General features: G+C 71.4%; 11 protein-coding genes and 1 pseudogene. 6 read left to right on the top strand and 6 right to left on the bottom strand.

Going from position 1 to position 14,777, the window contains the following annotated elements:
• Positions 1-12: 12 nt before the first annotated feature.
• Positions 13-1,656 (bottom strand): alpha/beta hydrolase, encoded by a 1,644-nt coding sequence (locus ACZ5DS_RS20120; RefSeq protein WP_468240238.1) that lies wholly within the window; start codon positions 1,654-1,656, stop codon positions 13-15.
• A gap of 284 nt (positions 1,657-1,940) precedes the next feature.
• Here ACZ5DS_RS20120 and ACZ5DS_RS20115 point away from each other — a divergent pair, with 284 nt between their 5' ends.
• Together ACZ5DS_RS20115 and ACZ5DS_RS20110 are read left to right on the top strand one after the other, a co-directional pair.
• Positions 1,941-2,585, top strand: coding sequence for a chaplin (locus ACZ5DS_RS20115; RefSeq protein WP_468240235.1), 645 nt, complete (start codon positions 1,941-1,943; stop codon positions 2,583-2,585).
• Between the two features lie 274 nt (positions 2,586-2,859).
• The gene (locus ACZ5DS_RS20110; protein ID WP_468240232.1) at positions 2,860-3,714 is read left to right on the top strand and encodes a GNAT family N-acetyltransferase; all 855 of its coding nucleotides are present in this window, start codon (positions 2,860-2,862) and stop codon (positions 3,712-3,714) included.
• Positions 3,715-3,740: 26 nt separating this feature from the next.
• Here ACZ5DS_RS20110 and ACZ5DS_RS20105 read toward each other — a convergent pair.
• Positions 3,741-4,030: pseudogene (locus tag ACZ5DS_RS20105) on the bottom strand (cytidine/deoxycytidylate deaminase family protein); the annotation flags it as partial.
• Entirely contained in the window at positions 4,017-5,306 is a 1,290-nt protein-coding gene (locus tag ACZ5DS_RS20100; protein ID WP_468240229.1) for an MFS transporter, read from the bottom strand. The pseudogene ACZ5DS_RS20105 and the gene ACZ5DS_RS20100, both read right to left, overlap by 14 nt.
• A 58-nt stretch (positions 5,307-5,364) precedes the next feature.
• Here ACZ5DS_RS20100 and ACZ5DS_RS20095 point away from each other — a divergent pair, with 58 nt between their 5' ends.
• The 3 genes from ACZ5DS_RS20095 (at position 5,365) to ACZ5DS_RS20085 (ending at position 8,183) form a co-directional block, all read left to right on the top strand.
• On the top strand, positions 5,365-5,751 hold the full coding sequence (locus ACZ5DS_RS20095) for a MerR family transcriptional regulator (protein ID WP_468240227.1): 387 nt from the start codon (positions 5,365-5,367) through the stop codon (positions 5,749-5,751).
• Positions 5,752-5,792: 41 nt separating this feature from the next.
• Positions 5,793-6,569: a GNAT family N-acetyltransferase gene (locus ACZ5DS_RS20090; protein WP_468240224.1), complete on the top strand. Its 777-nt coding sequence runs from the start codon at positions 5,793-5,795 to the stop codon at positions 6,567-6,569.
• 162 nt (positions 6,570-6,731) lie between these two features.
• Positions 6,732-8,183, top strand: a complete 1,452-nt coding sequence (locus tag ACZ5DS_RS20085; protein ID WP_468240222.1) for a hydrolase — start codon at positions 6,732-6,734, stop codon at positions 8,181-8,183.
• A 38-nt stretch (positions 8,184-8,221) separates the two neighbouring features.
• Here ACZ5DS_RS20085 and ACZ5DS_RS20080 read toward each other — a convergent pair whose 3' ends face one another.
• Entirely contained in the window at positions 8,222-10,954 is a 2,733-nt protein-coding gene (locus ACZ5DS_RS20080; protein ID WP_468240359.1) for a glycoside hydrolase family 2 protein, read from the bottom strand.
• A gap of 118 nt (positions 10,955-11,072) precedes the next feature.
• A complete protein-coding gene (locus tag ACZ5DS_RS20075) occupies positions 11,073-12,257 on the bottom strand; it encodes an ROK family protein (protein ID WP_468240219.1) in 1,185 nt (394 codons plus the stop codon).
• A 139-nt stretch (positions 12,258-12,396) separates the two neighbouring features.
• Between ACZ5DS_RS20075 and ACZ5DS_RS20070 the strand changes: the two genes are divergently transcribed.
• The gene (locus tag ACZ5DS_RS20070; protein ID WP_468240217.1) at positions 12,397-13,851 is read left to right on the top strand and encodes an APC family permease; all 1,455 of its coding nucleotides are present in this window, start codon (positions 12,397-12,399) and stop codon (positions 13,849-13,851) included.
• Between the two features lie 55 nt (positions 13,852-13,906).
• Here ACZ5DS_RS20070 and ACZ5DS_RS20065 read toward each other — a convergent pair whose 3' ends face one another.
• Positions 13,907-14,587 carry a hypothetical protein gene (locus ACZ5DS_RS20065; protein WP_468240214.1) on the bottom strand — a complete coding sequence of 227 codons (681 nt, stop codon included), beginning with the start codon at positions 14,585-14,587 and terminating at the stop codon, positions 13,907-13,909.
• Positions 14,588-14,777 lie beyond the last annotated feature (190 nt).

Genomic DNA, 14,777 nt, shown 5'->3' with positions numbered 1-14,777 from the left:
GTGCAGTTGCCGTCAATCGGTGGTGTTCGTGGGGGAGCTCCACTCGTCCCGGCCCGCGGGGCAGGAGCTGCCGCTCGGCGGCAGCGAGCCGTACAGCAGGAAGTCGTCGACCTTGCGGTGCACGCACGTGGACGACGAGTAGCCGGTGTGTCCGTCGCCCTTGTTGTCGAGCACCACGGCCGACGGCCCGAGCCGCCTGGCCGTCTCCTCGGTCCAGCGGTACGGCGTCGCCGGGTCGCCGCGCGTGCCCACCAGCAGCATCTTGGCCGAGTGGACGTTCTTGACCTGGGTGCGGATGAAATCCGTGCCCTTGGGGCGGCCGTAACACATCAGCAGCTGGGTGAGCCGCAGGCGGCCGAAGACCGGCGACGCCTGCTCGTAGGAGGCCCGCAGGTCCTTGAGGTCCTTGGTGATCCGGGCCTCGGTGGGCCGGTCGGGGTCGTCCGCGCAGTTGATCGCCATCAGCGCGGCCGGCAGGTTGTCCGCCGGGACGTCCATCGCGTCCACGAGCCCGCCGTCCTGCTTCGTGCGGTCGGGTTTCTTCCCCCGCTCGTCCTGCCGCACGGGCAGGCCGAAACCGCCGCCCTCGGAGAAGCCGAGCACACGGCGCGCGTCGCCGTCCTCGACCAGCGAGACCAGCGCCCGCTCCAGCGAGGGCCACATCTCCTTGCTGTAGAGGGCCTGCCCGATGGCGCTCACCAGGTCCTGGCCGGAGAAGACGCCGCCGAAGTCCGTGGGCACCGGGTTCTCGTCGAGCGAGCGCACGAGCTGGACGACCTGGTCCCCGGCCGCACGCCGGTCCTGCCCGAACGGACAGCCGATGTCCGTCGTACACCAGTCCAGGAAGTCGTCCAGCGCCGTCTGCTGTCCCCCGGCGCCCGCGATCCCCTGCTCGGACAGCGGCTCGGTCAGGGTGTCCACGCCGTCCAGGGCGATGCGGCCCACCTTGTCCGGGAACTGGGCCGCGTACACCGCGCCGAGCCGGGTTCCGTAGGAGAAGCCCAGGTAGTTGAGCTTCTTGTCGCCGAGCGCCTGGCGGATGACGTCCAGGTCCCGGGCCGCGTTCACCGTGCCTATGTGCCGCAGCACCGGGCCGGAGTGCCGGGCGCACTGGTCGGCGGTCCGCCGCAGCTTCTTCAGCAGGGTCTGGGGGCGGCTCAGGTCGGCCTTCCCACCCGTCGCCGCCGAGGCGTCCTCGGTGCCTTCGCCGCAGCTGACGGGGGAGGACCGGCCGACGCCGCGCGGGTCGAAGGTGACCACGTCGTAGCCGTTGGTCAGGTCCATGAAGTCCTTGCCGCCCGCGGCGAGTTCGTTGACGCCTCCGCCGCCCGGGCCGCCGAAGTTCAGCAGCACCGAGCCCCGCGACGGGCCGGTCGCCCGGTAGCGGGCCAGCGCCACGTCGAGGGTGCCCGCGGTGGGGTGCGCGTAGTCGAGGGGGACGGTCACCTTCGTGCACTGGAGGTCCTTGGGCGTGTCCGGGCCTTCGCAGGCCGCCCAGGACGCCTTCTGCCGGTAGAAGCGGGACAGGTCGGGCCGCGGCTGGTCGGCGGCCGCGGCGGGCAGCGTGGGCAGCCCGGCCCCGAGCAGCGCCAGGGCGAGGGCTCCGGCGCCCGCGCAGTGCCGCACGGCGGGCCGCGTGGACAGCTTGACCAGCATCGATCGCCTCCCGGGGCGCACCCGCTGGGGACCGGGGCGGCGCCCTCGATCACCATATGCGGGCCCCGGGCGGGCCGCCTCCGGGCGAGCGAGACGATGCCTGATGATCTACCATTCGCACCTTCCATCATGATCGGTGATCATTCGATGACTTTGCATGGGGTTCGAATGATCATGACACTCGATGGGGTGAAAGACCGATAAGCCATAACTCGGATGGTTCCCCTGCGTTTGATGTGGTGCGGGTGAGTGCCCGCGACGATGTCTGGAAGGCAGGGAAACCTATGAGACGGGCTACCCGAAACGGTGTGATCGCCGTCGCCGCCGCCTCCGGCGCGATGGCCGTGGCGATGCCGGTGTCCGGCGCCTTCGCGGCCGGCGGCGCCTCCGCCGACGGCTCGGCGGCCGGCTCGCCCGGACTGATCTCCGGCAACACCATCCAGCTCCCGGTGCACGTCCCCGTGAACGTGTGCGGCAACACCGTGAACGTGGTGGGACTGCTCAACCCCGCCGCGGGCAACACCTGCACGAACGGCGGCGGTGCCGACAAGGGCGGCTCGGCCACGTCCGGCGGCGCGTCCGCACAGGGCGGCGCCGAGGACTCGCCCGGAGTGCTCTCCGGCAACGGCGTCCAGCTCCCCGTCCACCTGCCGGTGAACGTCAGCGGCAACACCGTCGACGTGGTCGGCGTGGGCAACCCGGCCGTGGGCAACCACTCCGCCAACACCCCCGCAGACCACCCGACCCCGACCCGCAAGCCGCCGGCTCCGCCCAAGTCCCACCCCCGCCCGCGGACCCCGCACCCGCCCGTGGCCACCCTGGCCCACACCGGAACGGATCTGACGGCCCCCGCCGTCGCCGCCGGCACCGCGCTCCTCGTCACGGGCGCGGCCCTGTACCGCCGCTTCCGCCCCGACCGCACCCGCTGACTGCCGCAAGGCCCCGCCGGACGCAGGCCCGGTGGGGCCTTACGCTGCGCGGCGGAAGGCCCCCGTCGCGCGCCCGGTCAGCGACCCGCGCCGGTGGAGCCTTCAGTCACACACCGGGTCAACAGCCCCCGCCCCAAGCCCGGTTGACGCCGGGCGACGGCTGACCCCCGCGTGGCGTGACCCCCAGGTGATCGGGAAGGATGCTGCGGACGCCGCCCGAACACCGTGCTGCCGTCCAGCACGTCCGACCACCCCCATGGAATGGAGCGCACCGATGACCTCGCCGGCCCCCCAGGACCTCGTCGTCACGCAGGCCACCCTCGCCGACTGGGCGGTGGTCATCGAGTGGGCGGCGGCGGAGGGCTGGAATCCCGGGCTGTCCGACGGCCCGGCCTTCTTCGCCCAGGACCCCGACGGCTTCTTCCTCGGCCGGATCGACGGGGAGCCCGTATCGGCCGTCTCCGTCGTCAACTACGGCTCCGACTACGCCTTCCTCGGCTTCTACCTCGTCCGCCCGGACCTGCGCGGCCACGGCTACGGCCTCACCACCTGGAAGACCGCCCTGGCCCACGCGGGAAACCGCACCGTCGGCCTGGACGGAGTCGTCGCCCAGCAGGACAGCTACCGCCAGTCCGGCTTCGAACTCGCCTACCGCACCTTGCGCTACATCGGCACCGCCCCCGGCGGCCGCACCCCCGAGGGCATCCTCCCCGCCGAGCCCGCCGACCTCGCGGCCATCACTGCCTACGACGGCGCCTGCTCCCCGGCCGACCGCCCGGCCTTCCTCGCCGAGTGGCTGACCAGCCCTGGGCACCGCGCGTTCGTCCGCCACGACGGCGACCGGCTCACCGGCTACGGCGTGATCCGCCCCGGCCGCGACTGCCCGCGCATCGGGCCCCTCTTCGCCGACACCGCCGACGACGCCCGGGCCCTGTTCGCCGCGCTCACCGACGACCTCGCCGGCCGCGAGGTCGCCATCGACATCCCCGAACCGAACGCGGCCGGCATCGCGCTGGCCGAAGAGGCCGGGTTCAGCGTCTCGTTCGAGACCGCCCGGATGTACACCGGGCCGGTCCGCGAGCACGCCCGGGAGCGGGTGTTCGGCGTGAGCACGCTCGAACTCGGCTGAGGCGGCCAGTTGCGGGGCCGGCGCCGGTCTCTCACGGGCGGGGCCCGCACCGGAGCCGAGGGCACGTCCAACTCTGCCAGCCGGCATGCGAGTTGTTCGGACGAGGCGACGTACTCGAGGTGGGCGGCCGACCAGCGGGCCGGCTCGAACTCCGGCTGCCGGGTGCGGTCCCCGGAGGCCACCCGGTCGCGGTCCTCGGCGAGGACCGTGCCGTCGCCGAGACGAGCACCGCCCCGAAGGGTTCGTCACCCGCTGCCGGCGCCTCCCGCGCCGGCTCGACGCACCGGCGTGGTTGGCGCAGCTCACTGTCCTTCACCGTGGGGCACGGACCCCCTCGCAGCCAGATCTCCGGCGCCGCCGACCAGGGCCATCGAGGTCGGCACAGTCACCTGCATCCCGCCCGGTGCCGCACCGTGCCGTACGGCCGGAAAGGCGTGCCGGTGCCCGGCCGTGACCGTCACCAGCGCGAGCACGGCCGCCGGCAGTGCGGTCCAGGGCAGCGCCCCGGGGCCCAGCGCGTCGAGCGCCACCCCGCCCGTGAGGGAACCCGCGGCGATCCCCGCGTTGTACACGGTGGTCTGCAGGGAGGTCGCCACATCGGCGTCGGCCGGACCCGAAGCGTCCACCAGTGCGGTCTGGATCAGCGTCGGCGCCCCGCCGAAGGCCACGCCCCACAGGGCGACGGCGCCGACGAGTACCGCGTGCGTGCCTGCCCACAGGCCCAGGACCAGCAGCATCGTCGCGAACAGGGCGAGCGCCGTGAGCAGGGTGCGCCGCAGATGCCGGTCGATCACGACGCCGGTGAGCCAGATCCCGGCCACCGTGGCGGTCCCGAACACCGCCAGCAACACGCCTGTACGGCCGTAACCGGCGTGCGCGGCGAACGGCGCGACGTACGTGTACATCACCTGATGCCCCAGTAGCAGGCACAGCGTCACGCACAGCACCGGACCTGTCCCGGGCCGTACGGCGACCCGGACGAGCGGCACGCGTGCGTGCGCAGGCTCGCCGGGGAAGCCGGGCACCCGCAGCCGTACCCACATGACCAGCAGCACGGCCAGCACGGCCAGTGTCGCGAAAGCCGCCCGCCAGCCCAGCGCATCCGCCAGCGCCGTACCGGCCGGCACGCCCAGTGCCAGGGCCAGGGTGATGCCGGCGAGCACGACCGCGATGGCCCGGCCGCGCCGGTCGGCCGGCACCATGCGGGCGGCGTAGCCGACGAGCATCGCCCACAGCGTGCCGCCCATGACTCCGGCCAGCAGCCGGGCCGCGAACGTGAGCGGGTACGACGAAGACAGCGCGACCAGCGTGTTGCTGACGGCGAACCCCAGCAGCGCACCGCACAGCACCCGTCGGCGCGGCAGCCCGCGTAGTGCCGCCGTCACCGGGACGGCCGCGAGGAACGAGGCCGCCGCGTACGCCGTGACGAGGAAGCCGATCCGGGACTCGGGCACCCCGAGCGGGGGTGCCATCGCGGGCAGCAGACCGGCCGGCAGGAGTTCGGTCAGGACGGCCGTGAAGGCGGCGCAGGACAGGGCGAGCAGCCCCGACCACGGCAGCGCACCGCCCTTGACCTGGGAAGACAGGGACATGCGACCATGGTCGAACCTTGACATCAGTGTGAAGGCAAGCGTGTGTCTGGAGGCGGGGATGAGAATCGGCGAACTGTCGCGGCGCACCAACGTGCCCACCCGTCTGCTCCGCTACTACGAGGCGCAGGACCTGCTCCGTCCCGGGCGCGCCGACAACGGCTACCGCAGCTATCCCGAGTCCGCGGTCCAGGACGTGCAGCAGATCCGGGGCCTGCTGGACTCCGGCCTCACCACCGAGATGATCCGCGCGATCCTGCCGTACCTCTCCGGCCCCCAAGAGCTGCACCCGCCCGCCGCGTGCGTGACACCGCAGACGGCTGCCCTGCTGCAGGCGCACATCGACCGCATCCAGGCCCGCATCGACTGCCTGGCCCGCAACCGCGACCGGCTCACCGCCTACCTGTCCGCTCTCCGGCCGGACGGTGCCGCCCCGGGCAACCTCTAAATTCCGTTGCCCTGCTCGGGTGCCGATGCTGGAGTGAGGCCATGGATCACGCCACGGTGCTCGACCTCTACGACCGGGACATGCGCGCGGGCGCACGCCCCGACGGGCCCGGAGCCCGGATCGAACGGACCGGCGCGGTCGTCCGCCACGTCGCCGACGCGCAGGGCTGGAACGCCGTCGTGTGGTCCGCCCTGGACGCGGGGAACGCGGACCGGGTGATCGAGCAGCAGATCGCGTACTTCACCGGCCTCGGCCGCGACTTCGAGTGGAAGCTCTACGGCCACGACCTGCCGGTTGATCTCGGCTCGCGGCTCATCGCCGCCGGATTCCGCGCCGAGCCCGAGGAGACGCTGGTGGTCGGCGAGGTCGCCCGGCTCGCCCTGGACGCCGAGCCGCCCGCCGGGATCCGCTTCGTCCAGGTCACCGACCCGGCCGGCATCGATCTCGTCGTGGACGTGCACGAGAAGGCCTTCGGCACCGACGGCACCCGGCTGCGCCATCGGCTGCTCGCCCGGCTGGCCACCGACCCGGACACCGTCGTCGCCGTCGTCGCACTCGCCGGGGACGAGCCCGTCAGCGCCGCGCGCATGGAACTGGTGCCCGGCACGCGCTTCGCCGGCCTGTGGGGCGGCGGCACCGTCGAGGCCTGGCGGGGCCGGGGCATCTACCGCGCCCTGGTCGCCCACCGCGCCCGCGTCGCCGCCGCTCACGGCTACCGCTACCTCCAGGTCGACGCCTCGCCCATGAGCCGCCCGATCCTGGAGCGTCTCGGATTCCACGCGCTGAGCACCACGACGCCGTATCTCTACGGAGGTTGACCACTCCCTCGGTGCCCCTTGTTGCAGGGACCTTCTGTTCACCCGCCAGTCATGCCATGTACCTTTCAACCAATCGACGCGTGTAGAACCCTCAATCCGGCTCTACGCGCGCAGACTTGGCGCCCGCACCGCCTCTCCCCACCCCTCATGGAGGTTCGCCGGATGCTCGGATCGAGGAGATCCCGCCGCAGATTCACCACCGCCCTGGCCGGACTCGGACTGCTCGTCACGTCCGCAGCCCTGCAGGTCGGCACGAGCGCCACCCCCGCCCATGCGGCCACCACGCATCGGATCCTGTTCGACAACGCCCACGCCGAGACGGCCGGCAACGCGGACTGGATCATCTCCACCAGCCAGCCCGACCCGCTCGGCCAGGACTCCTCCCCGTCCGCCGAGACCGACTGGACCGGCGCGCTGTCGTCCTGGGGCGTCGACCTGCAGAAGACCGGTGGCTACAGCCTGAAGACGCTGCCGTCGGGCTCCAGCCTCGGCTATGGCGGCTCGTCGACCACCGACCTGTCGAACTTCGACACGCTGGTGCTGCCCGAGCCGAACACGCTGTTCACGACCGCCGAGAAGACGGCGATCATGAACTTCGTGAAGAACGGCGGCGGTCTGTTCATGATCTCCGACCACACCGGAGCCGACCGCAACAACGACGGCTACGACGCGGTCGAGATCTTCAACGACCTGATGACGAACAACAGCGTCGACTCCACCGACCCGTTCGGCTTCTCCGTCGACTCACTGAGCATCAGCTCCGACCACCCGTCGGCGATCAGCGACAGCACCGACCCGGTCCTGCACGGCTCCTTCGGCACGGTCACCAAGAGCCTGATCGCCAGCGGCACGACCGCCACGCTCAAGCCCGCCGACAACTCCTCCGTCAAGGGCCTGCTGTACCGCTCCGGTTACTCCGGCACCACCGGCGCCTTCTTCGCGACGTCCACCTTCGGCAGCGGCCGCGTCGCCTTCTGGGGCGACAGCTCGCCGATCGACGACGGCACCGGCCAGTCCGGCAACACCCTGTACGACGGCTGGAACGACTCCGGCGCCACCAACGCGGCCCTCGCCCTGAACGCCACCGCCTGGCTCGCCGGTGACGGCACCAGTGGTGGGGGCGGTGGCGGTGGCGGCACCTGCACCGCCGCCCAGCTGCTGGCCAACCCCGGCTTCGAGTCCGGCGCCACCTCCTGGACCGCTTCCAGCGGTGTCATCACCAACGACACCGGCGAGGCCGCCCGCACCGGCTCCTACAAGGCCTGGCTGAACGGCTACGGCTCCGCCCACACCGACACCCTCTCCCAGTCGGTGACCATCCCCGCCGGGTGCACGAGCGCCACGCTGAGCTTCTACCTCCATGTCGACACGGACGAGACGACCACCTCGACGGCCTACGACACCTTGAAGGCGCAGGTCCTCGACAGCAGCGGAACGGTGCTGTCGACCCTCGCGACCTACTCGAACCTGAACGCGGTGAGCGGCTACACCCAGCGCAGCTTCAACCTCGCGAGCTACGCGGGCCAGACGGTCACGATCAAGTTCACCGGCACCGAGGGCTCCACCCTCCAGACGTCGTTCGTCGTCGACGACACCGCGCTCAACGTCGGCTGAACCGTGGGGGCGGGCCGCCCGGGCCCGCCCCCGTCCGTTCAGGAGGCCGGGAAGGTCTGCTCCGGCGCGTTCCACCCGGAAACCCGCACGCGTGGCGCAGAGCCGTGCAGATCGGCGGTCCGGTAGGTGGCGGTCAGCGTCACCGTCTCGCCCGGCCACAGACCGACCTCGTTGTCCGACCACCGGACGGGCAGCACCGGCTTGCCCTGTGCGTCGACCAGGTGGACGTCCGTGAACAGCGACGGCGTGGTGCCGGTGCCCGTGGTGCGCAGGGTCACCTTCGTGGTCGTCGTGCCGCCGGACGACTCGGTCGAGGCCGTCGCCGACACCGGCACCTGCGCCATCGAGGTGAGCCCCTTGAGATCGGCGAAGCTGGTCGTCGGCGTGTAGTACCAGTCGGTCTTGGCCCAGTCGAGCGTGTCGGCCTTGGTGGAGAGCCAGTACACGTTCCGGCTCACCTCCTTGCCGTCCGCGTCCGTCAGGGTCAGCCGGAGCAGGTAGGCGGACGCCAGACCGCTCACCGACGACGGCAGGGTGAGTGCGGTGCCGTGCGCACCGTCGCCGTTCACCGTCACACCGGTCGCGGTCTTGTCGTACTTCTGGCTGCCGTCGGGGTTGAACAGGGTGGCCCGCGCGGTGAGTCCGCCGGCGGAGGCGTGCCGGTTGTTCACGACGACGACCGAGTGGTTGTCGTAGGAGTACTGGATGTGCAGCGGCTCGTTCGCCTTCTTGGCGCCGAAGTAGGCGCCGCCCTGGTCCAGGAAGCGGTCCGTCAGCTGCCAGTGCAGGGAGGTCCAGCCGCTGTTGAACATCCAGTAGATCATCCCGGTGGCGGGCTTGTCGGCGTCCGTCGCGTTGCGCCCGTAGGCCTCGTACTGGGCGCGCACGTTCTCGTACTGGGCCAGCTGCGCCTTGCGCACGTAGTCGGCGAGGCCGGTCGGGGCGCCGTAGCGGCCGGTGAGGGCGGTGTCGTAGATCTTGAGCGTGCCGAAGACTGGCGAGGGCGAGCGGTGGTACTGCTTGTCGTTCGGGTTCTTCCAGAGCGTGTCCAGCTCGGCCGGCGTCATCATCCGGCGCAGCGTGTCGAGTGTGGGGATGTCGGGGCCCGCGCTGGTCTCGGAGTTGAAGCCGGTGGCCCCGCCCTCGCGCTTGGCGTACCAGTAGTTCGGCGGGACCCAGTCGTAGGGCCCGGTCATCTTCATGCCCGAACTGCCCAGCTGGGGCGAGGACCTGTCGGAGGCCGAGGAGACCACCGGGTTCGGCCAGTCGGCTGCCTTCAGGGCGTCCAGGTAGTTCTTCTCGATCGTCGCGTCGGGCGCGAAGTCGCTGCCGATCAAGAAGGAGATCACGCTCGGGTGGTCGCGCAGCCGGGCGGCCTCGGCGGCCATGGACGCCTTGGCGACGGGATAGTCGGCGGCGGTCCACTTGTCGCCGGACTCGCCGCTCCCGTTGACCTGGCCCTCCCACTTGTCGCAGCACTCCCAGCCCGGCAGCGTGAGAACGCCGTAGCGGTCGGCGAGGTCGAAGAACTCGTCCGGCTCGATGTGGCCCTCCAGGCGGATGGTGTTCAGCCCGAGGTCGAGGGCGTACTTCAGCCGGTCCTCCACATAGGTGGCGTCCCAGCGCAGGAACTCGTCCGGGGACCAGCCGCCGCCCTTGATCAGCAGCTTGCGGCCGTTGATCCGGTACTGGCGGGCGCCGTCGGAGTTCAGCGGCGCCTGCACATCACGGATGCCGAAGCTCTCGTGGGCGGTGTCCGAGACCGTGCCGGACACGGACGCGGTGAGGTCGAGGTCGTACCGCGGCTGCCCGCCCATGCCCGCCGGCCACCACACCTTCGGGGAGGTGAGATGGAGTCCGGGGACGTCGGCGGGGGAGAAGGTGACGGTCTTCGTCTCGTGCGCGGCGAGCGGCACCGACTTGCTGAAGCTCGTCCCGGCGACGCTTCCCGTCACCTCGGCCGTGACCGCCGATCCGGTGTCGTTGCGGGCCTGCGCCTTGACGGTCAGGTCGGCGGTGGCGAGTGACGGCACCGCCAGCTCGGTCACCACGTGCGCGTCGCGCAGCGCGACCGGGCCGCCCCGGCGGACCAGGACGTCACGGACGAGGCCCATGTTCCGGTCGGGCGGCGGCTGGAGCCAGTCGATCCAGCCCATCGTGAGGTTCTTGTTCGGGTCGTTGGGCAGGACACGGAACGCGACCGTGTTGGTGCCGGACTTCACCAGCGAGGTGATGTCCAGCTCGTGGCGGGTGTAGGCGCCGGTGACGTCCGCGGCCTTGGCGACCTGGTGGCCGTTGACGTAGACGTCGGCCGCCGAGACCACACCGCTGAAGTCCAGGGAGGTGCGCCGGGTGGTGTCCGTGACGGTGAAGTCGGAGCGGTACCACCAGGGGACCTGGAAGTCCTGCTGCGGGATCTTCTGCTGGTTGGTGGAGTGGAACGGGTCGGCGTACACGCCGTCGGCGAGCAGCGCGGCCAGGACCGTGGAGCGGGCACCCGCCGGGTACCAGCCGGAAGCCGGATAGCCGGGCGTGGAGACGGCCGCCGCGGAGTCGGTCACCTTCGCCGTCGACTGGATCGCGTACCCGGACAACGGCGTGGCGGACCCGGCCGCGGACGGCACATGAGTCACCCTGGCCTGATCCCCGTGCGGCGCCGGGTTCCGGTCCCGCGAGGGTCCGGCCCAGGCGCTGGTGGCGAGCGTGCCGAGCAGGCTCAGGAGCACGACGCCCGTGGCGAGCCGGCGTCGGGGGGCGGGGCGAGGGAACACGGCGGTCACCAGCCTCGTAAAGTTAGGAAACTTTACTAACCTGGCACAAGGTAGGGGGCGGCGCGAGGCATGTCAACGACCGCGGCCGCCGCGGGGCTTGGCGGCAGACGCGAACAGGTCAGCCGTCGGCCGTCCGGCGCTCGAACACCAGGTCCCGGGCCGTACCCAGCGCCGTCGCCACCGCGCCCAGCAGCACCGCGTCCTCGCCGAGCCGGCTCGGGGCGATCCGCGGCCGCAGCGGGGTCAGGGCCTTCAAGTGCTCGCCGACGGGCCCCAGCAGCAGGTCCACGCTGTGACCCACCCCGCCGCCCAGCACGACGAGGTCCGGGTCGAGCACCGCGGCCGCGGCCGCCACGGTGTGCGCGATCCGCTCGCCCTCCAGCTGCACCGCCTGCACCGCGGCCGGGTTGCCCTGCCGGGCCGCGTCGAACACGGCCTTCGCGGTGAGCTGCCCGCTCATCCCGAACTGCCGCGCGGCCTCGACGACGGCCACCCCCGACACCGCGTCCTCCAGCCGCTCCGGCTTCCGCCGCCCCGGCCAGGGCAGGAACCCGATCTCTCCGGCCAGCCCGTGCGCCCCCGTGAACAGCCGTCCCTCGCTGACGACCCCCATCCCGAGACCGGTGCCGATCAGGATGTACGCGAAGAGCCGGCTGCCCGCGCCGACTCCGTACGTGTACTCGCCCAGCGCGGCCAGGTTGGCGTCGTTGTGCACCTCCAGCGGGACGCCCAGCTCCTCGCGCATCCGGTCGATGAGCCCCGCCCGGCCCCAGCCGGGCAGATGCATCGCGTACCGCACCCGCCGCTGCTTCTCGTCGTACACACCCGGCGTGCCCACCACCCCGTGCACCACCTCGCCCGGATCCACGCCCGAGTTGCCGACCACCTGGCGGGCCGTGCCCACGACCAGGTCGGCCAGGGCGGCGGAGGTGCGGGCGCGGTTGCGCACATCGGCGCGGGCGACCACCGAGCCGTCCAGGTCGACGATCGCCACCCGCAGCCAGCCGCGTCCGATGTCCACCCCGAGCGCGTACCCGGCGGCCGGGTCCGGGGCGTACAGCACGGCGGTGCGCCCGCGTTCGGGGGCGTGGGTGCCGACCTCGTGCACCAGCCCGGCCGCCGCGAGCGAGGCCAGCGCGCTGGACACCGTCGGCTTCGACAGGCCAGTCTCCCGGGCCAGCTGGGCGCGCGAGGCGGCACCGAGGCCGCGCAGCCGGTCCAGGAGCAGCCGCTCGTTGGTGCTGCGCAGGCGTCGGCGGCTCCAGGGCTGGTCCTGCGGCGCTACGACGTCACTGGCGGGCATCGCACCATTCTCATGCATTCCTGACGCATACTTGACGCCTCTAGTAAGGCTCCTTAACTTTATCGGCCATCAGCCCAGCCGGTTCTGGCCGTTCAGCCCCGCCGGGCGAGCCTCCCCGTCCTCCGCGTCAGGAGTCCCCATGTCCGGTAGTCCGCCGCCCTCGGGTGGTTTCGTCCGCCGCGTCGGCCTCTTCCAGGCCACCGCCATCAACATGAGCCAGATGTGCGGGATCGGTCCGTTCGTGACGATCCCGCTGATGGTCGCCGCGTTCCGCGGCCCCCAGGCGGTGATCGGCTTCGTGGCGGGCGCGGTGCTCGCGCTCTGCGACGGGCTGGTCTGGGCGGAGCTGGGCGCCGCGATGCCCGGCTCCGGCGGCAGTTACATCTATCTCCGCCAGGCCTTCCAGTACCGCACCGGCCGCTTGATGCCGTTCCTGTTCGTGTGGACGGCGATGCTGTTCATCCCGCTGATCATGTCCACCGGCGTGGTCGGCTTCGTCCAGTACCTGGGCTATCTCGCCCCCGACCTCGGCAGGACCTCGGGCGACCTGATCGGCCTCGGCATCATCGCCCTCGTCGTGCTGCTGCTCTGGCGCGGCATCGAGCACATCGCGCGCATCACCGCCGTGATGTGGACCGTGATGATCGCCTCGGTGGTCCTGGTGATCGCCGCCGCGGCGAGCGACTTCAGCCCGCACCGGGCCTTCACCTACCCGGCCCACGCCTTCGACCTGACGAGCAACCACTTCTGGCTCGGCTTCGCCGCGGGTCTGACCATCGGCATCTACGACTACCTCGGGTACAACACCACCGCCTACATGGGCGCCGAGATCAAGGACCCGGGCCGCACGCTGCCGCGCTCCATCCTGTTCTCGATCCTCGGCATCATGGCGATCTACCTGCTCCTGCAGATCGGCACGCTCGGCGTCCTCGACTGGAACCGCATGACCGACCCGAAGGACATCGCCTCCACCTCGGTGGCCTCGGCGGTGCTGGAGACGACCTGGGGCAAGGGCGCCGCGGACACGGTGACCGTCCTCATCCTGATCACGGCCTTCGCCTCGGTCTTCACCGGCCTGCTCGGCGGCTCCCGCGTGCCCTACGACGCCGCCCGCGACCGGGTCTTCTTCCGCCCCTACGGGAAGCTGCACCCCCAGCACCGCTTCCCGATGCTGGGCCTCGCGACCATGGGCGTGATCACCGCGATCGGCTTCCTGATCGGCCGCCACACCGACCTCGCGACCCTCATCCAGCTGCTCACCACGGTGATGGTGATCGTCCAGGCGCTGGCCCAGATCATCGCGCTCACCGTCCTGCGGAAGCGCCAGCCGGCCCTGCGCCGCCCGTACCGGATGTGGCTCTACCCGCTGCCCGGCATCGTCGCCTTCGCCGGCTGGTGCGTGATCTACGGGTACGCCGACGAGAACTCCCCGGGCCGCCACCCCATCGAGTGGTCCCTGGGCTGGCTCGCCCTCGGCTGCGTGGCCTTCCTGGTCTGGGCGCGGCTGGAGAAGGTGTGGCCGTTCGGGGAGAAGGAGATCAGCGAGGAGTATCCGGCCGGCCGGGACCCCGACGCGGAGCCCGTGCCGAGCTGAGTCCAACTGCCGTGCAACGAGGTGGATTTACGATTGCCCCTGCCCTGCGGCCGGATCAGGCGGCCTGCGGCACCGCGGGCGCCCCCGTCCGGGTGTCCGGCGTGTCGGTGTGGTACGGCTGCGGGTCCGTCAGCGAGGCGTCATCGACCCAGGACCTCAGCTGTCCGTCCGGCAGCAGGGCGACGTGCAGGCCGTTGTTCTGGCCGTAGGCGGCCCGGCCCTTCGCCACGAGGGTGTCGAGCTTGAAGCCGTTGGCGAAGATGTCGGCCTCGTAGTGGTGGGCGCCGAGCTTGTAGACCTTGGCGGTGGACACGCCGTCGGCCAGCTTGGCGGAGGAGACCAGCACGCGCTTGACGACCGGCTTCGGCTTGGGCTTCGGCTTCGCCCGCTCGACCCAGGAGGTGACCTTGCCGTTCGGGTGCAAGGTGACGTGCAGCCCGTTGTTCGTGCCGCGCGCGGCCTTGCCCTTGCTGACCAGCGTGCCGTACTTCTTGCCCTTGGCCCAGATCTCCGCCACGTAGCGGTGCTTGCCGGTCTTGTAGACCTTCGCCACGGAGACCTTGTCCGCGAGCCGCACCGTCTTGATGTGGACCCGCTTGGCCTTGCTGTGGGCCGGGGCGTGGGCGGCGGGAGCCGCGGGAGCGGTGGCGGCGAAGGCGCCGGTGGCCGACGCGCCCAGGGCGGCGGCGACGCCGGTGGCGACGAGGGTGGTACGCAGGGTGCGAAGTGCACGCATCGGTGAACTGTCCTTCGTTCGGTTCGTTCCTCGGTGTCTTCGACGCTACGGACCGTGGATCAAGGACTCCCATACGTCATGTAACAGATGCTTGTAGCGTTTCCCTCGAATCACCTCATAATTCTTCGCTCAATCATCAGATTCGCAGGTGAACCCGCCGTTGGGGCCCGACTGCTTGACATGCAAGAAT

It is taken from the genome of Streptomyces sp. NPDC031100 (assembly GCF_055570785.1).
The sequence above is the reverse complement of the archived record's forward strand: the minus strand, read 5'-3'. Positions and strand labels throughout refer to the sequence as shown.